Raw genomic sequence first — 21,003 nt, 5'->3', positions numbered from 1 at the left:
GCGCCCCAGGCCGTTCGTCTGGACGAAGACCGCCGACGAGATCCTCGACAAAGTCGCCGCCTACTGCCGACGAATCTCCGACTCAGGTCACTAGGGCGCTTCTGACGGATCTCCGTGGGAGAAGTGTGGCGGAGCCACCTGGCCCTTCGCGCCGTGCGGTGAGGTGGCGTGCCGGGCGTCGCGACGCCGCGGAGATCCGTCAGAAGCGCCCTAGGGGATCGATCCCGTACGGATCGCCCCGCCCGGCCCCGTACGGATCGCCCCGCCCGGCCCCGTACGGATCACCCCGCCCGGCCCCGTACGGATCGCCCCGCCCGATCCCCTCCAAATCGCCCCGGCCGGACGTCGGGGGCGCCTCCGACGGCTCGCCCCCCGACCACGACCTCGCCCCCTCACGGCGTGCCGAACAATTCCTCCTGCGCGGACTGCCTGGCCGTGAGGAGCGCCCCGCGGAGCACCGCGCCCCCGCCCAGGCCGCTCGGCCGCACCTCGGTCGGCAGCGGGGTCATCCGCCGCAGCCGTTCCGCCACCCGGCTCGCGAGTGCCTGCCCGCCGGCCTGTCCGATCTCGCCTCCGAGGACGACGCAGCCGGGGTCGAGGACGGCGACGACACAGGCGGCTCCCAGGGCCAGGCGGTCGGCGAGCGCGTCGAGGAAGCGGGCGGCCTCACGGGCGGACGCCTCCTGCCGCACGGCCGCGGGGAGCGGAGCGGGGCACCCGCCGTCCCCGCGAGCCCCCGCACGGGCGTACGCCGGGTCCGCCCCGCCGTGGGCCTCGCCCACCGCCCGTACCGCGGCCCGTACCGCCGCGGCCCCCGCCGGTTCGCTCCCCTCGGGCCGCGCGCCCAGTCCGTGCTCCCCCGCCAGCGCGACGATCGCCGCCGATCCGGCCAGGGAGTGGAAGCCGCCCTCGCTGTCCGTCGCCGAGGGCAGGCCGCCCGTGCCGGGTACCGGGAGGAAGCCGATCTCCCCGGTGCCGCCGGAGGCGCCCCGGCGCAGGGTGCCGTCGAGGACGACGGCGCCGCCCGTGCCGTGGCCGAGCCAGAGCAGGGCGAAGGTGTCGCGGTCGCGGGCGGCGCCCTCGCGCTGTTCGGCGAGGGCGGCGAGATTGGTCTCGTTCTCGATGCTGACGCGGGCCCCGGGCAGCCGTTCCTGGAGGGCGGCGACCAGGCGGCGGTGCCAGGCGGGCAGGCCGCCGGAGTCGCGCAGTTCGCCGCCGGCGGGGTCGATCAGGCCGGGCGCGCCGATGCCGACGGTGTGCAGCCGGTCGGCTCCGGCCTCCTTGACCGCCCGCTCGACCAGCGTCACCGCCTGTTCCACGGCGGGACCGGTGCCGGTGTCGCCGCCGATCGGCACGGACGCCTCGGCACGCACCCGGCCGACCAGGTCGGACACGAGGACGGCGACGCCCTCCGTGCGCACGTCCAGGGCGGCGAGGTGGGCGCGGTCGGCGACGATGCCGTAGAGCCTGGCGTTCGGGCCGCGGCGCTGTTCGCCGGCCTCGCCGACGACCTCGATCAGGCCGGAGGCGGTGAGGCGTTCAACGAGGTCGGCGACGGTGGGCCGGGACAGGCCGGTGAGCTGCTTGAGCTGCCCTGCCGTCAGCGGGCCCTGCTCCTGCATCAACCGCAGGGCGAGCCGGTCGTTGATGGCCCGGGCGGTGCTCGGGGATGCGGGCATGCGGCGAATCCTCCCACGGGGCGCCGGGACGTCACGCCCGGACGACCCCACTATTTATCAGGCAGGCTTCCTGATAGTTTACGGCTCCGGAGTGGAATCAGGGAGGGTGGAGGATGAGCGACGTGAAGGGCCGACCCGAGGTGAGGCGGGCCCGGTACGCCGTGGCCGCCGTGTTCACCGTGCACGGCGCGGTCACCGGCTCGTTCGCCACCCGGGTGCCGTGGATCCAGGACCACGCCTCGGTCAGCGCCGGTCAGCTCGGCCTCGCGCTCGCCTTCCCCGCGCTCGGCGCGTCGGTCGCGATGCCGCTCGCCGGCCGCCTCAGCCACCGGTTCGGCGCCCGCAGCGCGCTGCGCGGACTGATCGCCCTGTGGACGCTGTCCCTGGTCCTGCCGTCCCTCGCCCCGAACCTGGCGACCCTGTGCCTGGCCCTGTTCACCTACGGCGCGACGGCGGGCATGGCGGACGTGGCGATGAACGCGCTCGGCGTGGAGGTCGAGGACCGACTCGGCCGGTCGATCATGTCCGGCCTGCACGGCATGTGGAGCGCGGGCGCCCTGCTCGGCTCGGCCGGCGGGACGCTCGCCGCGCACCTCGGCTCGGACGCCCGCCTGCACCACCTGCTGGCGGCGGCGGTGCTGACCGCGGTGGGGGTGGCGGCGTGCGGCTGGGTGCTCGACCTCCAGCCCGCCGAGGACGAGGAGCCGCCGCCGCGGTTCGCCCTGCCGCCGAGGTCGGCGCTGCTCATCGGCGCCGTGGGCTTCTGCGCGGTGTTCGCGGAGGGCGCGAGCCTGGACTGGTCGGCGGTCTACCTGCGCGACCGGCTCGGCTCCTCGGCCGGGGTCGCCGCCGCGTGCACGACGGGCTTCACGCTCACCATGGCGCTCGCGCGGATCGCCGGCGACCGGGTCGTGGACCGGTACGGGGCCGTGCGGACGGTCCGCGCCGGCGGCGTCCTCGGCGTCGCCGGAGGTCTGCTCATCGTCCTGGCGGACGGTCCCGCCGTCGCGATCGGCGGGTTCGCGCTCATGGGCCTGGGGATCGCCGTCGTCGTCCCGCTCTGCTTCGCGGCGGCGGGCCGCAGCGGCCCCCATCCGAGTCAGGCCATCGCGGGCGTCGCCACGATCACCTACACCTCGGGACTGATCGCGCCGAGCGCCATCGGCGGTCTGGCGCAGGCGACCAGTCTGACGGTGTCGTTCCTGCTGGTGACGACGCTGGCCGCCGGACTGGTGGCCTTCGCCACGGTCCTGCGCGCGGGCGGGCGCGACCGGCCGCGGGTCAGCCGGCCGGACGCAGCAGTTCCCGGCCCGCGTCCCTGAGCGTCGCGCTCCACGGCGCCGGCCGCATGGTCGCCGCGTCCAGCCGGACGAGGACCCGGGTGCCGTGGGCGTACGTCACCGCGCCGTCGGGCGAGCAGAACCGGAAGCCGTAGGTCAGACCGGTCGTGCCGAGCCGTTCCAGCCACAGGTGGACGGCGTACGCGCCCGGCCGGGTCACCGGGGCCTCGTAGGTGACGCGCAGTTCCTTGACCGCGTTGCAGGCGTCCCCGGCCGCGGCCCAGTCGCCCTCGAAGCGCACCCCGTGGCCCTGCCACAGCTCGGTCCAGGCACGCTCGACCAGCAGCGGGTAGCGGGCGTTGTGCAGCAGTCCGAGCGCGTCCAGGTCGTCGAAGTGGACGGTGACGGGGACCATCCGGCCGTACGACAGGGCGGGGGCGGTCGGGGCTTCGGCGGTCACGGGTGGGGCTCCTGAGGTGCGGGACGGCGGGGAAGGATGGGTGTACGGGACAACCGCCCCCATCCTAAGCGGCCGCTCACCCTCCGTTTTCACGCGACAATGGCCGCGCACCCGCACCATACGAACGAAAGCGAAACCGCACCATGGATCTTGGCGTCCGCTGGAAACTGCACGGCGACGGACGCACGCCGGCGCCCGGCGCGGTCGTCCGCCCCGACGAACGGCTCTCCTGGCCCCGTACGGTCGGACTCGGCGCACAGCACGTGGTGGCCATGTTCGGGGCGAGTTTCGTCGCCCCCGTCCTGATGGGCCTCGACCCCAACCTGGCGATCATGATGTCGGGCGTCGCGACCGTCATCTTCCTCCTCGCCACCCGCGGCCGGGTGCCCAGCTACCTCGGCTGCTCCCTGTCCTTCGTGGGCGTCGCCGCGGTCATCCGCGCGCAGGGCGGCACGAGCGCCACCGTCACCGGCGCGGTCCTCGTCGTCGGAGTGGCCCTGTTCCTGGTGGGGCTGGCCGTGCAGCGCTTCGGCGCGCGGATCATCCACGCCGCGATGCCACCGATCGTGACGGGCGCGGTCGTGATGCTGATCGGCTTCAACCTCGCCCCGGTCACCGCCAGCACCTACTGGCCGCAGGACCAGTGGACGGCCCTGCTGGTCATGCTGTTCACCGGTCTGGCCGTGGTCTGCCTGCGCGGTTTCTGGTCCCGTGTCGCGATCTTCCTGGGTCTGGTCTTCGGCTACGGCATCTCCTGGCTGTTCGACCAGGTGTTCGGCCGGATCCACTCCGCGGACGCGAGCGGCAGGATCACCGACCACTGGCGGCTCGACCTCTCCGGCGTCGGCCGGGCCGACTGGATCGGCCTGCCCTCCTTCCACGGCCCGTCCTTCGAGTGGTCGGCGATCCTGGTCGCGCTCCCGGTCGTCATCGCCCTGGTCGCGGAGAACGCGGGACACGTCAAGGCGGTCGGCGAGATGACCGGCAAGCGGCTCGACGACAAGCTGGGCACGGCGATCGCGGCCGACGGCGTCGGCTCGGTGCTGTCCACCGCGGTCGGCGGCCCGCCCAACACCACGTACTCCGAGAACATCGGCGTGATGGCCGCGACCCGGGTCTACTCCACCGCCGCCTACTGGGCCGCCGCCGGCTTCGCGCTGCTGTTCGGCGTGTGCCCCAAGTTCGGCGCGGTGGTGGCCGCGATCCCCGGCGGGGTCCTCGGCGGCATCACCGTCATCCTGTACGGCATGATCGGCCTGCTCGGCGCGCAGATCTGGATCACCGCGGGGGTCGACCTGCGCAACCCGCTCAACCTGGTCCCCGCCGCCGCGGGCATCATCATCGGCGTCGGCAACGTCACCATGGAGTTCACCGACACCTTCTCCCTCAGCGGCATCGCCCTCGGCACCCTCGTCGTCATCACCGGCTACCACTCCCTGCGCGCCTTCGCCCCCGCTCATCTCAAGCCGCAGGAGCCCCTGCTGGACGAGGGCACGTCGTCGTACGACACGGAGGACCGGCCGCAGGACCGGCCGCACGCCTGACCGGGCGGTCAACGGGCGAGTTCGTAGGCGTACGACGGGCTGAAGGTGCCCGGCGCCCCCTTGCAGCCGTCGGACTCGCCGGGGAGCTTCACCCACAGGTAGGCGTCGACGCGGGCCTCGCCGGTGGCGAGGGTGGGGGCCCGCCCGATCCTGCGGCCGTCGGGGTCGCACCACTGGCCGTCGGCGGGCGGGCCGTTGCCGTTGCGGCTGGTGTCGACCACGGCGCCCAGGTCCCCGCGCCCGCCCAGGGCGCGGAGCGCGTCGAGGACCCGCCGGTCGTAGGCGATCTCGTCGGCCGTGGCGCGGAAGTTGGAGACGTTGCTGAAGATCCCCGCCGAGGCGGCGGAGCCGGCTCCGGCCCGGTGCAGCAGGGCGGCCTGGTGCGCGGGGGCGTGCCAGTGCGAGTGGCCGGCGTCGTAGTAGACGCGCGTCCTCGGGTTCGCCGCCTTCAGGACGCGGCCGGCCCGGGCCAGCGCGGCGAACCGGGCGGCCCGCCGCCCCTCGGAGAGGCAGTCGGTCTGGGCGATCGAGTCGGGCTCCAGGACCACCACGACCTCCCCCGAGCCGAGCCCGGCGGCGAACCGGTCGATCCAGGCGCCGTAGGCGTCGAGGTCGGGCGCCCCTCCGCCGGAGGCCCCGCCGCAGTCGCGGTCCGGGATCGCGTACGGCACCAGGACCGGCACCCGGCCCCGGGCGGCCGCCCCCGAGGTGACCGCACGGACCCGGGAGGTGATCGTCGCGGGCGCGTAGTCGGCGAACCACACTGCGGCCGGCCGGCTCGCGACGCGGGACTCGATGACGGTCCGGCGCGCGTCACCGGGGTGGGCGCGGAGCCAGTCCCGGACCTGGGAGTCCGGGTGGACGTACAGGCCGGCGGTCCGCCGCTGCCCGCCCTCGGCGGCCGAGGGCGCCGTCGTCCGTACCGCCGGGGCCGGGGTCCGCGCCCGCGCGGACGGCGAGGCGGAGCGGGACACGGTGGGCGAGGACACCGGCGAGGACGACGCCGGTGGCGGGGCCGAGGCGCGGGCGGCGGCCCGGGGCCGGGCCCGGTCGGCGTCCCGTCCGTCGCCCCCGTCACCGGCGTCGCCCAGCGCCGTGACCATCCCGGCCGCCGTGGCCAGGGCGACCACCGCCGAGGCGACGGCCACCATGGCGCCCCGCCGGACGGTCTTCCCGTCGCGCGAGTGCCGCACGTGCTGTTCCCCCTCCCGCGCGACGGCCCCGTTCCCCCGTTCCGGGGAAGCACCGGTGCCGTCGGCCCGCGGGCCAGCCTAGGGCTGCCACCCTTCCCCCATGCCGCACTCGGAACAGTTCGCCCCACCCCTGGACACTCCCGGCGCCGCCCTCGGCGGGGTGCTCCGCCGGATGCGCGCCCTCGACGCCGGCCTGCCGGCCCGGGACGGGATCGCGGTCTTCAACCGCGTCTACCTCGCCGTCACGGAGGAGGTCGGCCGGCGGATCGAGGCGGGCCGGTTCCCGGACGCGCGGGCCGCGATCACGCTGGACGTCCGCTTCGCGGAGCGCTACCTCACGGCCGTGGACGCGGCCGCCGGTGACCGTCGTCCGCCGGCCTGCTGGCGCCCGCTGTTCCAGCTCCGCCGCCATCCCGGCGTACGGCCGCTGCAGTTCGCGCTCGCGGGCATCAACGCGCACATCGGCCACGACCTCGCGCTCGCCGTCGTGGACGCCTGTCGTAGCCTCGGCTGCGAACCGGCCGACCTGGAGGACGAGTTCGACCGTGTGGGCGATCTCCTCGTCGCGCTGGAGGAACGCATCCGCGAAGAGCTGATGCCGGGCCCCGACCTGCTCCAGATCGCGGACCCGCTCACCCACCTCCTCGGCGCCTGGAGCCTGGAGCGCGCCCGCGACGCAACCTGGTCCGCGGCCCGCGCCCTGTGGGCCCTGCGCCGGCTCCCGGACCTCGCCGAGGAGTTCACCGACCGCCTCGACGCGGCGGTCGGTTTCGCGGGCCGCATGCTGCTGACACCGCTGCCCGCCCGGCCGGAGTGACCGCCGTCAGTCCTCCGGCAGTTCCACCGGCGCGATCTCGTCGAACACGTCGCCGGGGCCCGGGTTGGCCGCGTCGGTCGATCCGCCGAAGTGGTGCATGACCCCCCAGACGGCGTTCAGCGCGGTCTGCACGGCGCCCTCGGCCCAGCCGGCCGTCCAGGAGATGTCGTCGCCGGCGAGGAAGACGCCCCGCTTGTCCTCGGGCAGCCGGTCCTGCATGAAGTGGGTGAACAGGCGCCGCTGGTAGCGGTAGTGGCCGGGCAGGTTGGCCTTGAACGCCCCCATGAAGTAGGGCTCGTTCTCCCAGGAGACCGTCACCGGGTTGCCGATGACGTGCTTCCTGATGTCGACGTTCGGGTAGATCTCGCCGAGCGACTTCAGCATGACCTCCATCCGCTCGTTCGCGGACAGCGGCAGCCACTTGAGGCTGTCGTCGCACCAGGTGTACGACAGGCAGATCACGGCCGGCTTGTCGGGACCGTCGTCGAGCAGGTAGGTGCCGCGGGTCATACGGTCGGTGAGCGTCATCGACATCACGTCACGCCCGGTCGGGTTCCCCCTGTCGTCGACCGCCTCGTCCCGCCAGAACGGCCGGTCCACCGGCACGAAGAGCTTGGAGCTCTCCATGTAGTGGGTCCGCTCGATCGCGGTCCAGTGGTCGATCGGGAAGAGCGAGTCGTCGCAGGCGATCTTCGACAGCAGCATCCACGACTGGGCGGTGAAGACGGCCGCCCGGTAGGTGCGGATGTCGCCGTTCGCGTCGGTCACCGTGATCCCGTTGCCCGCGGTGCGGTGCAGCCGGGTCACCGCCGGGCGGGGCTCGCCGCCCTCGTGCAGCGCGGCCAGCGAGGTGCCGTACGGCCAGTGCACGATCTTCTCCGGCTCGCGCTCCCACAGGCGCAGCGGAAGCTGCTGGGAGCCGCCGACGATGCCGCGGTGGTGGTCGTCGGCCTCGGTGTAGACGACCCGCAGGATCTCCAGGATTGAGTTGGGGAAGTCGGTGTCCCAGCCGCCCGTGCCGAAGCCGACCTGGCCGAAGATCTCGCGGTGGCGGAAGGAGCCGAAGGCCTCGGAGTCGCAGAGGAAGCCGTAGAAGGTCTGGTTGTCGAGCTTCTCGACGAGCCTCGCCCAGATCTCCCGGATGCGCGGCACGTCCCGCTCGCGCAGGGCACGGTTCATGTCGGAGAAGTCGGCGCCCTCTTCGAGGCACCGGTTCCAGGCGTCGGCGACGTCTCGGTAGACCTGCGGGAGGTCGTCGGGCGTCTCGGCGTAGTGGGTCTCGCCCTTGAGGTCGACGACGGTCGACGGAGTCGCCTCGGCGAGCGGGTTGGGGAAGGGCCGGGTCTGAAGGCCCACCAGGTCGATGTAGTGCTGGAGCGCCGTGGACGACGGCGGGAAGCGCATGGCGCCCATCTCGGCGGTCAGGGACGGGTCGCAGCCCTCGAAGCCGACGGTCCGCAGCCGGCCGCCGATCCGGTCGGCCTCGTAGACCACGGGCCGCAGGCCCATCTTCATCAGCTCGTACGCGGCCACGATCCCGGACAAACCGCCGCCGACGACCGCCACCTCGGTGCCGTGCTCGGTCGCCGGCACCTGGCCGAGCCCGGCCGGGTGGGCGAGGAAGTCGTCGTAGGCGTACGGGAAGTCCGGGCCGAACATGGTGATCGGCGGCTGCTGCTCGTCGGCGTGCTCTACGGCGTTGGGCACGGTGGACGTCATGGGGGTACGGACTCCTTGCGGCACGGGAAGAGGCACAGAAAGATCAGGGGGAGATCAGGGGAAGATCAGGGGGTTCGGACCAGGGACCCGTAGAGGCCGGGGCGGCGGTCCAGGAGGTACGGGTTCGCCTCGCGGGAGGCGGCGAGGAACACGGGGTCGGCGTCGGCGAGGAGCAGTTCCTCACCGCGTCCGGCGCGGGCACGGGCGACCCCGTCGGGGCCGGCCAGGGTGGAGAGCCCGACGAACTCGAACTCGCCTTCCGGGCCGACCCGGTTGACGTACGCGACGTACATCTGGTTCTCGAAGGCGCGCACCGGGATCACCGACTCGGCGACGAACTGGAAGGGGTGCATCTGCGCCGTCGGCACCACCAGCAGGTCCGTGCCGGCCAGGGCGTGGGCGCGGACGTTCTCCGGGAACTCGACGTCGTAGCAGATCACCAGGCCGACGGTGAGGCCGTTCAGCTCGGCCTGGACGACCGGCTGCCCGCCGGGCGTGAAGTGGTCGCGTTCGAAGCAGCCGAAGAGGTGGGTCTTGCGGTAGCCGGCCAGGCGGGTGCCGTCGGCGGAGATCAGCTGGACGGCGTTGTGGACCGCCTCGCCGTCCCGCTCGGGGTAGCCGTAGGCGAGCGCCAGCCCGTGCCGGGACGCGATGGCCGCGACCGCGTCGGCGGAGTCGCCGTCGGCGGGCTCGGCGAGGCGGGCGATGTCGTCGCCGATCGCGTACCCGGTGAGGAACATCTCCGGCGCGACGAGCAGCCCGGCGCCCGCGGCGGCGGCCCGGCCCGCGGCCTCGTCGAGAACCTGGAGGTTCCCGGCGACCGAGCCGGGGCGGCCGGAGCTCTGGAGCAGGGCGGTGCGCATGCGTGATTCCTCACCGGTACGGAGGGGGTCGGGGGCCAGGTAGACGCTACGGGCGCCTGACCAGGGCGGACAAGGAGCAGCCGTTGCGCTCCGGTGAGCGGTTCGTTGCGTGCGGCGGCGGGCCGGCGGCGATTCGTTGCACGGGCTCAGCGGCGGCCGCGCAGGGCCAGTTCCGTCACGAGGTAGGGCACCGCCAGCACCGCGAAGACCGTGCTGTGGGCGGCTCGTGCACCGAGCACCGCGTACGCGCCGAACGTGGCGACCGTGACCAGTTCGGTGCCCAGGCTCGCGAGGGAGGTGAGGGTGGCCCGGCGGGATGCGTCGAGGCGGTGCTGGAGCCGGACGTCGACGAGCACCTCGGCGATCTGGAAGCCGCCGAAGGCGAGGCCCACCAGGGCGATGCCGGCCGGGCTCCCGGCCAGGGCTCCCGCGGCCAGGGCGAGCGCGGCGCCCGCCAGCAGGGTCGCGAGGCCGGTCGTGCCGAGGCGTTCGGCCGGTCCGGTCAGCAGGCTCGCGACCGTGACCGCGCCCCAGATCAGCAGGACCAGGTGCGGCACCGTCGCCTCCGCCACCCCGAGGTCGCGGATGAGCAGGGGCGTGTACTCGTCGAGCGCTCCCCACACGGCGGCCACGGCGGGGACGAGCAGGAGGGCGCCGCGGACGGAACGGTCCCGGCGGACTTCGGCGAACCCGGTGCGCAGGGTCGTCGCCCAGCCGTCCGCGGCGGTCCCCGGCCGCGTCCGGTGCTCCGGGAACCGGGCCGCCGTCGCCGCGGCCAGCAGACAGGCCACGACGCTCGCCGCGCCGACGGCCGCGTGGCCGCCCGCCGCCAGGACGGGGCCGGCGAGCCCCGCCGAGCCCAGGGTGGCGAGCAGGCGTGCCGCGCGGGAGCGGCCCATGACCCGCGCGTACCGGTCGGCGGCGCCGAGCCGGTCCAGCTCGTCGTACACCAGCGCCTCCAGCGCACCGGAGCCGAGCGCCCCGCCCGCGCCCCACAGGACGAAGCCGAGGGCGAAGGACCCGTACGAGGGGACGGCCACCCACAGGGCGAAGCCGACGGCGGTGAGCAGCGGGCCGAGCCACAGCAGCAGCCGGCGCGAGACGGCGTCGGCCCAGACGCCGGAGGGCACCTCCAGCAGCACGCCGGTGATCGACCAGAGGGCGAAGAGGGAGGAGATCTGCCAGAGCGCGAGGCCGGTGTCGGCGAACAGCAGCGCGTACACCGGGTAGAGCAGCACGAAGTCGTCGAGGAACGCGTAGCCGTACAGCGTGGCCGTCAGCCGGCGGACGCCGGTGGCGGGCACGGGCGCGGGTGAGAGTGTCATGAGGCCTTCCCGGGCGGGCGGTTCGGACGTCGGGGGTACGGCGTCCGGGGCGGCCCTCGGGAGGCACGGCGGGTGTATCAATGTCGCCAGGTCATGGATCTGATGGTAGGCGGGTCAGGTCCCGCCGCGCAGGGGAACGAGGACTCGATGGAGATCGCCGCGCTGCCGTACGTCGACGAGCGGACGGAGCTCGTCGCGGCGGACGCCGACGCCGTCTGGCGCGCCGTCGGTGACGTCCTGGACGGAGCCTTCGGCTCCGGGTACGCCCGCCTGGTGGGCTGCCCGCACCGCACGGCGTCCGGTCCCCGGCCACCGGCCGAGGGCTCGGTGTGGCCCGGTTTCCGGGTGGACTCCGCGACCCCGGTCCGGAAGCTGGTCCTGACGGGGCGGCACCACTTCTCCACGTACGCCCTGGTCTTCCGCCTCGACGAGGCCGGCGCGGGCCGCACCCGGCTGCGGGCGGAGACCCGGGCCAGGTTCCCCGGCCCGGGCGGCGCCCTCTACCGGCTGCTCGTCATCCGCACGGGCGCACACGCCCTCCTCACCGGACGGCTGCTGTCGTCGATCGGCCGCCGGGCGGAAGGCCTGTGAGCAGGCGCTGCCGGACGGAGAGCCTGGCCTCCGGCACTGCCGGGCGGAAAGCCTGGCCTCCGGCACTGACGGACGGAGAGCCTGTGCTCGGGCGACACCGGGCCGAAGGCCGGCGATCCGGCGACGCCAGGCCGCCGCCCGCCGGTCCCGGCGGGCGGGTGAATCAGGCGGGCGGGCGATTCAGGCGGGCGAGCCCGACGAGAAGCGGCGCAGCAGCGGGGAGAGCACCAGCACGGACTTCGTGCGCTCGACGAACGGCTCCCCCGCGATCCGCTCCAGCACCCGCTCGAAGTGGCGCATGTCGGCGGCGAAGACCTGGGCGATCGCGTCCGCCTCCCCGGTGACGGTGGAGGCGGCGACGACCTCCTGGTAGCGCTCCAGGCCCCGCTGGATGGTCTCCGGCGAGGTGTTGCGGCGGCAGTGGATCTCGACGAACCCCTCGGTCTCCCAGCCGAGGGCCGCCGGGTCGACGCGCACCGTGAACCCGGTGATGGCGCCGGTGGCGCGCAGCCGGTCCACCCGCCGTTTGACGGCGGGCGCGGACAGGCCGACGAGCTGCCCGATGTCGGCGTAGGAGCGGCGGGCGTCCTCGGCCAGGGCGTGCACGATGCGTTCGTCGAGGTCGTTCAGCACTGCGGGGGGTTCACTTCACTTCGGACGGGGCGAGTCGGGAGCGGCGGTGGCCGTACAGGAAGTAGACCACGAGGCCCACCGCCATCCAGACCCCGAAGACCACCCAGGTGACGGCGGACAGACTGACCGCCATCCACACGCAGAAGCCGAAGCCGAGCGCGGGCAGCACCGGCGACAGCGGCACGCGGAAGGTGCGGGGCATCTCGGGCCGGGTCCGGCGCAGCACCACGACGGCCACGTTGACCAGCGCGAACGCGAAGAGGGTGCCGATGCTGGTGGCGTCGGCGAGCCGGCCGAGCGGGACGGCGGCGGCCAGGACACCGCAGAACAGGGACACGATCAGCGTGTTGGCGCGGGGCGTGCCGGTCCGGGGGTGGACGCGGGAGAACACCTGGGGCACGAGCCCGTCCCGGGACATGGCGAACAGGACGCGGGTCTGGCCGTAGAGCACGGTCAGGACGACGCTGGCGATGGCGATGACGGCGCAGAACGCCAGCAGGGTGCCCCAGAACGTCTGCCCGGTGACCTCGCGCATGATCTGGGCGAGCGCGGCCTCGGAGTCGGCGAAGCCCTCCCAGGGGCGCGCCCCGACGGCGACGGCGGCGACGAGGACGTACAGCGCCGTCACGATGACGAGCGACAGCATGATCGCGCGAGGCAGGTCGCGCTGGGCGTTCTTCGCCTCCTCCCCGGCGGTGGAGGCGGCGTCGAAGCCGATGTACGAGAAGAAGAGCGTCGCCCCGGCGGCACTGACGCCCGCCATGCCGAGCGGCATGAAGTTCTCGTAGTTGCCGGAGCGGAAGCCCTGGACGCCGATCGCGCAGAACAGCACCAGCGCGGCGATCTTCACGACGACCATGACGGTGTTGGCGCGGGCGGACTCACGGGCCCCGCCGAGCAGGAAGGCCATCGCGAGGAGGACGACGATCAGCGCGGGCAGGTTGAAGACGCCTCCGTCGCCGGGCGGGGCGGACAGCGCGTCCGGGAGGGTGACGCCGACGGTCCCGTCGAGGAGTTCGTTGAGGTACTCGCCCCAGCCGACGGCCACGGCGGCCACCGACACGCCGTACTCCAGCACCAGGCACCAGCCGCACACCCAGGCGATCAGCTCGCCCATCGTCGCGTAGGCGTACGAGTACGAGGAGCCGGAGACCGGGATGGTGCCGGCCAGCTCGGCGTAGGAGAGGGCCGAGAAGAGCGCCGTGAGTCCGGCGATCACGAAGGAGAGGGTGACGGCCGGACCGGCCTTCGGCACCGCCTCCCCGAGGACGACGAAGATGCCCGTGCCGAGCGTCGCGCCGATGCTGATCATGGTGAGCTGCCACAGCCCCAGGGAGCGCCTCAGGGCCCCTCCCTCGCCCTGGCCCCCCTCGGCGACCAGGCGCTCCACGGGCTTGCGCCGCATGAGGCGCGCGCCGAGCCCCGGGGACGGCGGGGCGGCCTGGGTGCGGTCCTTCGGGGGTGCGCCTTGGTCGAGCACGCGCTGACTCCTTCGTCGCTGCCTCTCGACGCGAGGGGGACCGGGGACACCCCTGCCTGCGCAGGGACCCACCGAGCGGGGTCCCCGCCACGCCACGTACAGCGCATGACCCTACGAGCCGGGGCATCGCAGGCGTAATGCAGCAACCTTGCACATACACGCAAGATTGTTGCGTTCATCGCGCCAGGGGCACGTGTTCGTTGCAGGCCGGCTGGATGCGCCCCGCGAGGGGCGCGGGGTGGAGCTCGATGTGGGGCTGCGCCGCGTGGGCGCGACCGGCCGCGGCGGGCCCGCGGCCCTCGGACGGCCCGGCCCGGCTCAGACCGCCCGGGGCCGGCCGGCCGGCCCCGGGGAGCTACCAGCTGGCGTGCAGCGGCTTGCCCTCCGCGTAGCCGGCGGCGCTCTGGACGCCGACGATGGCCTTCTCGGCGAACTCCTCCAGGGAGGCGGCGCCGGCGTAGGTGCAGGAGGAGCGGACGCCCGCGATGATCGAGTCGACGAGGTCCTCGACGCCGGGGCGGTCCGGGTCGAGGAACATGCGGGAGGTGGAGATGCCCTCCTCGAACAGTCCCTTGCGGGCGCGGTCGTACGCCGACTCCTCGGACGTGCGGTTGCGCACGGCGCGCGCCGACGCCATGCCGAACGACTCCTTGTAGGCACGGCCGCCCGCGTCGTGCTGGAGGTCGCCCGGCGACTCGTACGTGCCGGCGAACCACGAGCCGATCATCACGTTGGACGCGCCGGCCGCGAGGGCCATGGCGACGTCGCGCGGGTGGCGGACACCGCCGTCGGCCCACACGTGCCTGCCGTACCTGCGCGCCTCGGCGGCGCACTCCAGGACGGCGGAGAACTGGGGGCGGCCGACGCCGGTCATCATGCGGGTGGTGCACATGGCGCCGGGGCCGACGCCGACCTTGATGATGTCGGCGCCCGCGTCGATCAGGTCCTTGACGCCCTCGGCGGAGACGATGTTGCCGGCGACGATCGGGACCCGCGGGTCGAGGTCGCGGACCAGCCTGATCGCGTTGATCATCGACTCCTGGTGGCCGTGCGCCGTGTCGATGACGAGCGTGTCGACGCCCGCGTCGAGCAGCAGCTTGGCCTTGGCCGCGAAGTCGCCGTTGATGCCGACGGCGGCGGCGATGCGCAGCCGGCCCCGCTCGTCGGTGGCCGGTGTGTACAGCGTGGCGCGCAGGGCGCCCTTGCGGGTGAGGATGCCGGCCAGCCTGCCGTCCGCGTCGACGGCGGGGGCGTAGCGCCGGTTGGCCGCGTCGAGCTTGTTGAAGGCCTCACGCGGTTCTATGTCCGCGTCGATGAGCAGCAGGTCCCGGGACATGACCTCGGAGAGCTGGGTGAAGCGGTCGACGCCGGTGAGGTCCCGGTCGGTGACGACGCCGACCGGGACGTGGTCCTCGTCCACCACGACGCCCGCTTCGTGCGCCCGCTTGGGCAGCAGGGCCAGCGCGTCGGCGACGGTCTGGTGCGGCGCGAGCACGATCGGGGTGTCCAGCACGAGGTGGCGGCTCTTGACCCAGGAGATGACGTCGGTGACGACGTCGATCGGGATGTCCTGGGGGATCACCACGAGTCCGCCGCGCCGGGCCACGGTCTCGGCCATGCGGCGGCCGGCGACGGCGGTCATGTTGGCGACGACCAGCGGGATGGTGGTGCCCGTGCCGTCCGGGGAGCTGAGGTCCACGCCCTGACGCGATCCGACCGCGCTGCGGCTCGGCACCATGAAGACGTCGTCGTACGTCAGGTCGTAGGCGGGCTGGATGTCGTTGAGGAAACGCACGTGCTGCACATCCCAGTCGGTCAGAGGTGGCCCCCGGACAGGTCGGTCAGGGGGAAAAGCACGTACTTCATTGTCCCATGACGACCGCGGTGCGGTGCCCGGACAGAACGTCCAAGCAGCTCAGGGACGGTTAGGAGGTTCCTCCGAGGGCGAGCACCACGGAGAGCGCGGGCGCCTGGTCCACCGCGGACGTGAACACCTCCTGCGCGATCTCCCACTCGTCCGGCTGCGCCTTCGCGTACGGCCGCCAGTTGCGTACGACGACCAGGACCGGCCCCGACTCGGGCCGGTCCGGGAGGCCGGTGAGGCTGTCGGCGAGGGCGTCCCAGTTGCGGGGGAACCAGTCGGGCAGCTCCAGGTCGCGGGCGCAGCGGTCCATCAGGTCCGCCTTGCCGCCGATTCCGTCGAGGTCCAGCGTGAGCACGTGTTCCGTCATCTCGGCACCGCCTGAACGCGTCGTGTTGTCCGGTGTCCGGGGGCGGCAGGGCAGCCGCCCCCGGTACTGACCCCCCGGTACTGACCCCCCGGTACTGACCCGCCGTCAGGACCCGTCGGGGTCCGCCCTGTTGAGCGCCGGTTTCGGCGGGGATCCGGCCGTCATCAGATAGTCCGCGGCCGAGGTGTCCGTCACCAGGCTGGTGACGAGCCCCGACCGCAGCACCGCGTCGATCGCGGCCGCCTTCCGCTGCCCGCCCGCGATCGCCACGACCTCGGGGATACGGCGGAGCTGGTCGGCCTTGACGGTGATGCACCGCTCGCCCAGGTCCCGCCCGACCCTGCGGCCGTCCCCGTCGAAGAGGTGCGCGGACATCTCGGCGGCGACGCCGAGCGAGGCGTAGTGCGAGCGCTCCTCGTCGCTGAGCATGTCGTGCACCGTGGAGATGCCCGGCTCCCAGGAGCCGATGGAGACGCAGGCGACCGTGACCTTGTCGAAGTACTCGAAGGCCCGGGCGATCCCGGTCTGGTGCCGCAGCGCGACCGCGGTGGCCGCGTCCGGCAGCAGCATCGGCGCGTAGATGGGGTGGGCGTCGCCGCCGGACACCTGGGCGGCGCGGCGGACGGCCTCGACGGAGCCGCGCTCGGCGGTCCCGGCGTCGTACACGCCCGTCAGCTGCACCACCGTGCACGGCGGCAGCCGGTCCAGCGCCGCCGCCATGTGGATCGTGGAACGGCCCCAGGCCAGACCCAGCACATCACCTTCGTTCACGAGTTCGCCGAGCAGGTCGGCGGCCACTTCTCCCAGGTTCTCGGGGTCGGGCGTCTCCTCGGCATCGGCCGGGGACTCGACCACGACGGCGTGCCGAAGGCCGTAGCGGGCGCGGAGCGCGTCCGAGCGCTCGGCGTCCAGTTCGGCCGGCACGCGGATCTCGATGCGTACGAGATCCCGTTCGAGAGCGGTTTCCAGGACCCTGGCCACCTTGAAGCGGCTGACGCCGAACTCCTCGGCGATCTGGATCTTGGATTTGCCCTCGAGGTAGAAGCGGCGGGCCATGGCCGCCGCCTGCACCAGCTCAGCGGGTCCCATCCGCATGGCTGACCGGCCCGCCGACATACCCGACACGGCGATCTCCTCACTGCTGTTCACACTCTGGATTCGCCGTTCATCCTTGCAGATCCGGCGGACTCGATCAGCCCTGATGAGAGCCGTTCACGTAGCTGTGGCTCAGTGGTCGCATGCCCACGAGGCCTTGGCGGTGGCCGCTTCCGCCTGTGCGCGCAGGGCACGGACCGCTTCCGCCGGGTCCTCGGCGCCGTACACCGCGGACCCGGCCACGAAGACGTCCGCGCCCGCGTCGGCGCACTGCTCGATCGTCGAGGCCGAGACGCCGCCGTCGACCTGGAGCCACAGCTGGAGGCCGTGCTTGCTGATCAGCTCGCGGGTGCGGCGGATCTTCGGCAGCATGATGTCGAGGAACGCCTGGCCCCCGAAACCCGGTTCGACCGTCATGATCAGCAGCATGTCGAGCTCGGGCAGCAGGTCCTCGTACGGCTCGATGGGCGTCGCGGGCCTGAGCGCCATGGAGGCGCGGGCGCCCTTCGCCCGGATCTCGCGGGCGAGTCGCACGGGCGCGGCGGCCGCCTCGACGTGGAAGGTCACGGACGAGGCACCCGCCTCGACGTACTGCGGGGCCCACCGATCGGGAGCCTCGATCATCAGATGGCAGTCCAGCGGGGTGTCCGTCGCGCGGGCCAGTGACTCTACGACCGGTACGCCGAGCGTGAGGTTCGGGACGAAATGGTTGTCCATGACGTCGACGTGGAGCCAGTCGGCTCCCTCCACCGCCCGGGCCTCGTCCGCGAGGCGGGCGAAGTCGGCGGACAGGATGCTGGGGTTGATCTGCGCGGCCATGCCCCAAGCCTGCCATGCCCTCCGGGGGTGGGCGGCATCGGTCCCCGGGGCGGAGAGCCGTTCGGACAGCGCGGGCCGTCCGGGGCTGCTCGCGCAGTTCCCCGCGCCCCTTGGCGGGTACGCCGTGCCCCGTGCTGTGGCGGCGCCCCGCATCCCGTCCCGGGCCGAGGCCGTCGTGCCAACAGCGCGGGCCGTCCGGGGCTGCTCGCGCAGTTCCCCGCGCCCCTTGGCGGGTACGCCGTGCCCCGTGCTGTGGCGGCGCCCCGCATCCCGTCCCGGGCCGAGGCCGTCGTGCCAACAGCGCGGGCCGTCCGGGGCTGCTCGCGCAGTTCCCCGCGCCCCTTGGCGGGTACGCCGTGCCCCGTGCTGTGGCGGCAGCCCGCATCCCGTCCCGGGCCGAGGCGGTTCTCGGTGAGGCGGGTGGAGGGCGGCGCTCGTTCCGGGGCCCGTGCGGACGTCGGCCGGAGGGGGCGTCAGCCGGTGCGGCGCAGCAGCGCCAGGTACATCGCGTCGGTTCCGTGCAGATGCGGCCACAGCTGGACGTCGGGGCCGTCGCCCAGCGCCGGCACGCCCGGCAGCAGCGGCCGGGCGTCGATCAGCTCGGTCTCCGGGTGCTGCTTGAGCAGGTCGGAGACCACGGCCCGGGTCTCCGCCAGGTGGGGCGAGCAGGTGGCGTACCCGACGACGCCCCCGACCCGTACGGACTCCAGCGCGGTCCGCAGCAGCCCGCGCTGGAGCGGCGCGAAGCCGTCGAGGTCCTCCGGCCGGCGCCGCCACCGCGCCTCGGGCCGCCGCCGCAGGGCGCCGAGCCCGGTGCAGGGCACGTCCACCAGCACCCGGTCGAAGACCCCCGGACGCCACGGCGGGCGCGTCCCGTCCGCGGCGATCACCTGGTACGGCCCCGGATTGCCGTCGAGGGCGCGGGCCACGAGCCCCGCCCGGTGCGGCTGCTTCTCGGAGGCGAGCAGCACGGCGCCCCGCTCGGCCGCGAGGGCCGCCAGCAGCGCGGCCTTGCCCCCGGGACCCGCACAGCCGTCGAGCCACCGTTCGTCGGGTCCGTCGAGCGGCGCGTGGGCGAGCGCGAGCGCCACGAGCTGGCTCCCCTCGTCCTGCACGCCCGCGCGGCCCTCCCGTACGGCGTCGACGGCGCCCGGCTCGCCGCCCTCGGTGAGCCGTACCGCGTACGGCGACCAGCGCCCCGGTTCGGCGGCCTCCTCGCGCAGCAGCTCGTCGACCGTGGCCCGGCCCGGCCGGGCGACCAGCGTCACCTCGGGCCGCTCGTTGTCGGCCTCCAGCAGATCCTCGATGCCGGCCCGCCCGCCGCCGAGGGAGTCCCACAGCGCGGAGACGACCCAGCGCGGGTGGGAGTGGACGACGGCGAGGTGGTCCTCGGGATCGTCGTCGTAGGGCGGGGCGACCTGCTCGACCCACGCGTCGAAGTCGCGCTGGGCGATCTTGCGCAGCACGGCGTTGACGAACTTGGCCCGCCCGTCGCCGAGCACCACCCGCGCCAGCTCGACGGTGGCGGAGACGGCGGCGTGGCTCGGGATCCGCGTCCCGAGCAACTGGTGCGCGCCGAGTCCGAGCACGTCGAGGACCGGCGGGTCGACCTCCCGCAGGGGGCGGTCGACGCAGGCGGCGATGATCGCGTCGTACGTCCCCTGCCGCCGCAGCGTCCCGTACACCAGCTCGGTGGCGAGCGCGGCGTCCCGCCCGTCGAAGTCCCCGCGTTCGCGCGCCTTGCGCAGCAGCGGCGGCAGCACGAGGTTGGCGTACGCGTCCCGCTCGTCCACGGCCCGCAGCGCCTCGAAGGCAAGGATGCGGACGGGGTCCTTCTGGGGCCGCCGGTAGGGCTTGCCGGCGGGGCGGGAACGGGGACGGCGGGGCTGATCGCTCACGAAAAAGGTGCTCCGGATTGCAGGAAGGACGACGCTCTCAGCCTACGTGGGGCGGGCCGGGAGCCGTGCGGGAGCGTCACGCCCCGACGCGCTCGCCGTCCGCGATGCGCACCCCGCGGGCCCAGTCCGCCGCCCGCATCGGCTTCTTGCCCTGTGCCTGCACCCACAGCAGCTCGACGGCGTACGACCCGGTGCCGACGTGGACGCTGTTCTTGCCGACGGCGAGCGCGCCGGGGGCGAGGTCGTCGCGCCCCGGCGACGGCCGCACCTGGACCAGCTTCAGCCGCTCGCCCCGGAAGGTGGTCCAGGCGCCGGGGGCGGGCGTGCAGCCGCGCACCACCCGGTCCACGCGCAGCGCCGGGGCGCTCCAGTCGACCCGCGCGTCCTCGACGGTGATCTTCGGGGCGAGGGTGACGCCGTCGGCCGGCTGCGGTACGGCCTTCAGCGTGCCGTCCTCGATGCCGTCCATGGTGGCGGCGAGCAGCCCGGCGCCCGCGAACGCCAGCCGGGTCAGCAGGTCCCCGCTGGTGTCGGTGGGACGGACCTCCTCCGTCACCGTCCCGTAGACGGGCCCGGAGTCCAGCCCCTCCTCGATGAGGAAGGTGGAGGCGCCGGTGATCCCGTCCCCCGCCATGACGGCGTGCTGCACGGGCGCGGCCCCCCGCCAGGCGGGCAGCAGCGAGAAGTGCAGGTTGACCCAGCCGTGGGCCGGGATGTCGAGGGCCGGCCTGGGCAGCAGGGCGCCGTAGGCGACGACGGGGCAGCAGTCGGGGGCGATCTCCCGCAGCCGCTCCAGGAACTCCGGCTCCCGCGGCCGGGCCGGCTTCAGCACCTCGATACCGGCCTCCTCGGCGCGCTGCGCCACGGGGGACGCGACCAGCCGGCGCCCCCGCCCCGCGGGAGCGTCGGGCCGCGTGACGACGGCGGCCACTTCGTGCCGCCCGGAGGCGATCAGGGCGTCCAGAGCGGGGACGGCGACCTCGGGGGTACCGGCGAAGACGAGCTTCATGGGTGGGCACGGGCCTCTCGGACGGGGTACGGGGCAGCGCACAAGTTTATGACCAGGGAGCGGAACGTGGACCGGCGACGCCCCTGGGCACGCGTCCGCCGCCGGGAGCGGCCCCCGGGAGCGGTCCGGCCAGGGAACGGCCCGTGCGGAGCCCGAAGCCGGAGAGCGGGCCCGCCGCGCACGGAACGGGGACCGATCGGCGTAGGACGGCGGGCCGATCCGGCGCAGGCCGAGGACCGATCGCCGCGGGACGGAGGCCGGTCGGCGTGGGACGGGGGCCGGTCGGCGTGGGACGGCGGGCCCAACGCCGCGGGACGGGGGCCGAACGCCGCGGGACGGCGGGCCCAACGCCGCGGGACGGCGGGCC

The 21,003-nt window shown here is 74.1% G+C and carries 18 protein-coding genes; 4 read left to right on the top strand and 14 right to left on the bottom strand.

Going from position 1 to position 21,003, the window contains the following annotated elements; genetic code table 11:
* Window positions 1-392: 392 nt before the first annotated feature.
* Window positions 393-1,679 carry an ROK family transcriptional regulator gene (locus tag ACIP67_RS12175; RefSeq protein WP_401690969.1) on the bottom strand — a complete coding sequence of 429 codons (1,287 nt, stop codon included), beginning with the start codon at window positions 1,677-1,679 and terminating at the stop codon, window positions 393-395.
* A 113-nt stretch (window positions 1,680-1,792) separates the two neighbouring features.
* Here ACIP67_RS12175 and ACIP67_RS12170 point away from each other — a divergent pair, with 113 nt between their 5' ends.
* Complete coding sequence (locus ACIP67_RS12170; protein ID WP_401690967.1) at window positions 1,793-3,001, top strand: MFS transporter; 1,209 nt, start codon at window positions 1,793-1,795, stop codon at window positions 2,999-3,001.
* Here ACIP67_RS12170 and ACIP67_RS12165 read toward each other — a convergent pair.
* Window positions 2,961-3,419 carry an acyl-CoA thioesterase gene (locus ACIP67_RS12165; RefSeq protein WP_401690966.1) on the bottom strand — a complete coding sequence of 153 codons (459 nt, stop codon included), beginning with the start codon at window positions 3,417-3,419 and terminating at the stop codon, window positions 2,961-2,963. The genes ACIP67_RS12170 and ACIP67_RS12165 overlap by 41 nt on opposite strands.
* A gap of 143 nt (window positions 3,420-3,562) precedes the next feature.
* On the opposite strand from ACIP67_RS12165, the gene ACIP67_RS12160 reads away from it, so the two are divergent.
* Window positions 3,563-4,963: a uracil-xanthine permease family protein gene (locus ACIP67_RS12160; protein WP_401690964.1), complete on the top strand. Its 1,401-nt coding sequence runs from the start codon at window positions 3,563-3,565 to the stop codon at window positions 4,961-4,963.
* Window positions 4,964-4,971: 8 nt separating this feature from the next.
* Here the strand turns inward: ACIP67_RS12160 and ACIP67_RS12155 are convergent, their stop codons facing one another.
* Window positions 4,972-6,114: a glycoside hydrolase family 6 protein gene (locus ACIP67_RS12155; RefSeq protein ID WP_401691005.1), complete on the bottom strand. Its 1,143-nt coding sequence runs from the start codon at window positions 6,112-6,114 to the stop codon at window positions 4,972-4,974.
* 142 nt (window positions 6,115-6,256) lie between these two features.
* On the opposite strand from ACIP67_RS12155, the gene ACIP67_RS12150 reads away from it, so the two are divergent.
* Window positions 6,257-6,973, top strand: coding sequence for a DUF5995 family protein (locus tag ACIP67_RS12150; protein WP_401690962.1), 717 nt, complete (start codon window positions 6,257-6,259; stop codon window positions 6,971-6,973).
* Window positions 6,974-6,979: 6 nt separating this feature from the next.
* Here the strand turns inward: ACIP67_RS12150 and ACIP67_RS12145 are convergent, their stop codons facing one another.
* From ACIP67_RS12145 to ACIP67_RS12135, 3 genes are all read right to left on the bottom strand, one after another.
* A complete protein-coding gene (locus tag ACIP67_RS12145; protein ID WP_401690960.1) occupies window positions 6,980-8,692 on the bottom strand; it encodes a flavin monoamine oxidase family protein in 1,713 nt (570 codons plus the stop codon).
* A 65-nt stretch (window positions 8,693-8,757) separates the two neighbouring features.
* The gene (locus tag ACIP67_RS12140) at window positions 8,758-9,555 is read right to left on the bottom strand and encodes a carbon-nitrogen hydrolase family protein (protein WP_401690959.1); all 798 of its coding nucleotides are present in this window, start codon (window positions 9,553-9,555) and stop codon (window positions 8,758-8,760) included.
* Between the two features lie 146 nt (window positions 9,556-9,701).
* Entirely contained in the window at window positions 9,702-10,880 is a 1,179-nt protein-coding gene (locus ACIP67_RS12135; RefSeq protein WP_401690957.1) for an MFS transporter, read from the bottom strand.
* Between the two features lie 93 nt (window positions 10,881-10,973).
* Here ACIP67_RS12135 and ACIP67_RS12130 point away from each other — a divergent pair, with 93 nt between their 5' ends.
* Entirely contained in the window at window positions 10,974-11,471 is a 498-nt protein-coding gene (locus ACIP67_RS12130) for a hypothetical protein (RefSeq protein ID WP_401690955.1), read from the top strand.
* A 180-nt stretch (window positions 11,472-11,651) separates the two neighbouring features.
* Here ACIP67_RS12130 and ACIP67_RS12125 read toward each other — a convergent pair whose 3' ends face one another.
* The 8 genes from ACIP67_RS12125 to fmt form a co-directional block, all read right to left on the bottom strand.
* Complete coding sequence (locus tag ACIP67_RS12125) at window positions 11,652-12,104, bottom strand: Lrp/AsnC family transcriptional regulator (protein ID WP_401690953.1); 453 nt, start codon at window positions 12,102-12,104, stop codon at window positions 11,652-11,654.
* Between the two features lie 10 nt (window positions 12,105-12,114).
* Window positions 12,115-13,584 (bottom strand): amino acid permease, encoded by a 1,470-nt coding sequence (locus ACIP67_RS12120; protein ID WP_401690951.1) that lies wholly within the window; start codon window positions 13,582-13,584, stop codon window positions 12,115-12,117.
* A gap of 355 nt (window positions 13,585-13,939) precedes the next feature.
* Complete coding sequence (locus tag ACIP67_RS12115) at window positions 13,940-15,379, bottom strand: GuaB1 family IMP dehydrogenase-related protein (RefSeq protein ID WP_401691003.1); 1,440 nt, start codon at window positions 15,377-15,379, stop codon at window positions 13,940-13,942.
* Between the two features lie 130 nt (window positions 15,380-15,509).
* Window positions 15,510-15,815 (bottom strand): barstar family protein, encoded by a 306-nt coding sequence (locus tag ACIP67_RS12110; RefSeq protein WP_389519547.1) that lies wholly within the window; start codon window positions 15,813-15,815, stop codon window positions 15,510-15,512.
* A gap of 105 nt (window positions 15,816-15,920) precedes the next feature.
* Window positions 15,921-16,964, bottom strand: coding sequence for a sugar-binding transcriptional regulator (locus ACIP67_RS12105; RefSeq protein WP_401690949.1), 1,044 nt, complete (start codon window positions 16,962-16,964; stop codon window positions 15,921-15,923).
* A gap of 78 nt (window positions 16,965-17,042) precedes the next feature.
* Window positions 17,043-17,729 (bottom strand): ribulose-phosphate 3-epimerase, encoded by a 687-nt coding sequence (gene rpe, locus ACIP67_RS12100; protein ID WP_401690947.1) that lies wholly within the window; start codon window positions 17,727-17,729, stop codon window positions 17,043-17,045.
* A gap of 473 nt (window positions 17,730-18,202) precedes the next feature.
* Complete coding sequence (locus ACIP67_RS12095; protein ID WP_401690945.1) at window positions 18,203-19,627, bottom strand: RsmB/NOP family class I SAM-dependent RNA methyltransferase; 1,425 nt, start codon at window positions 19,625-19,627, stop codon at window positions 18,203-18,205.
* Between the two features lie 76 nt (window positions 19,628-19,703).
* Window positions 19,704-20,636 carry a methionyl-tRNA formyltransferase gene (gene fmt / locus ACIP67_RS12090; protein ID WP_401690943.1) on the bottom strand — a complete coding sequence of 311 codons (933 nt, stop codon included), beginning with the start codon at window positions 20,634-20,636 and terminating at the stop codon, window positions 19,704-19,706.
* Between the last annotated feature and the right edge of the window lie 367 nt (window positions 20,637-21,003).

Origin of the sequence: Streptomyces sp. NPDC088812, assembly GCF_044750285.1 — a bacterium.
Classification (GTDB): Bacteria; Actinomycetota; Actinomycetes; order Streptomycetales; family Streptomycetaceae; genus Streptomyces.
The sequence above is the reverse complement of the archived record's forward strand: the minus strand, read 5'-3'. Positions and strand labels throughout refer to the sequence as shown.

Bases quoted from the DNA above. Each gene is read 5' to 3' on its own strand.
- ACIP67_RS12145 (WP_401690960.1), bottom strand. From the start codon at position 8,692: ATGACGTCCACCGTGCCCAACGCCGTAGAGCACGCCGACGAGCAGCAG.
- ACIP67_RS12140 (WP_401690959.1), bottom strand. From the start codon at position 9,555: ATGCGCACCGCCCTGCTCCAGAGCTCCGGCCGCCCCGGCTCGGTCGCC.
- ACIP67_RS12135 (WP_401690957.1), bottom strand. From the start codon at position 10,880: ATGACACTCTCACCCGCGCCCGTGCCCGCCACCGGCGTCCGCCGGCTG.
- ACIP67_RS12160 (WP_401690964.1), top strand. From the start codon at position 3,563: ATGGATCTTGGCGTCCGCTGGAAACTGCACGGCGACGGACGCACGCCG.
- ACIP67_RS12155 (WP_401691005.1), bottom strand. From the start codon at position 6,114: ATGGTGGCCGTCGCCTCGGCGGTGGTCGCCCTGGCCACGGCGGCCGGG.
- ACIP67_RS12110 (WP_389519547.1), bottom strand. From the start codon at position 15,815: ATGACGGAACACGTGCTCACGCTGGACCTCGACGGAATCGGCGGCAAG.
- ACIP67_RS12150 (WP_401690962.1), top strand. From the start codon at position 6,257: ATGCCGCACTCGGAACAGTTCGCCCCACCCCTGGACACTCCCGGCGCC.
- ACIP67_RS12175 (WP_401690969.1), bottom strand. From the start codon at position 1,679: ATGCCCGCATCCCCGAGCACCGCCCGGGCCATCAACGACCGGCTCGCC.
- ACIP67_RS12170 (WP_401690967.1), top strand. From the start codon at position 1,793: ATGAGCGACGTGAAGGGCCGACCCGAGGTGAGGCGGGCCCGGTACGCC.
- rpe (WP_401690947.1), bottom strand. From the start codon at position 17,729: ATGGCCGCGCAGATCAACCCCAGCATCCTGTCCGCCGACTTCGCCCGC.
- ACIP67_RS12130 (WP_401690955.1), top strand. From the start codon at position 10,974: ATGGATCTGATGGTAGGCGGGTCAGGTCCCGCCGCGCAGGGGAACGAG.
- fmt (WP_401690943.1), bottom strand. From the start codon at position 20,636: ATGAAGCTCGTCTTCGCCGGTACCCCCGAGGTCGCCGTCCCCGCTCTG.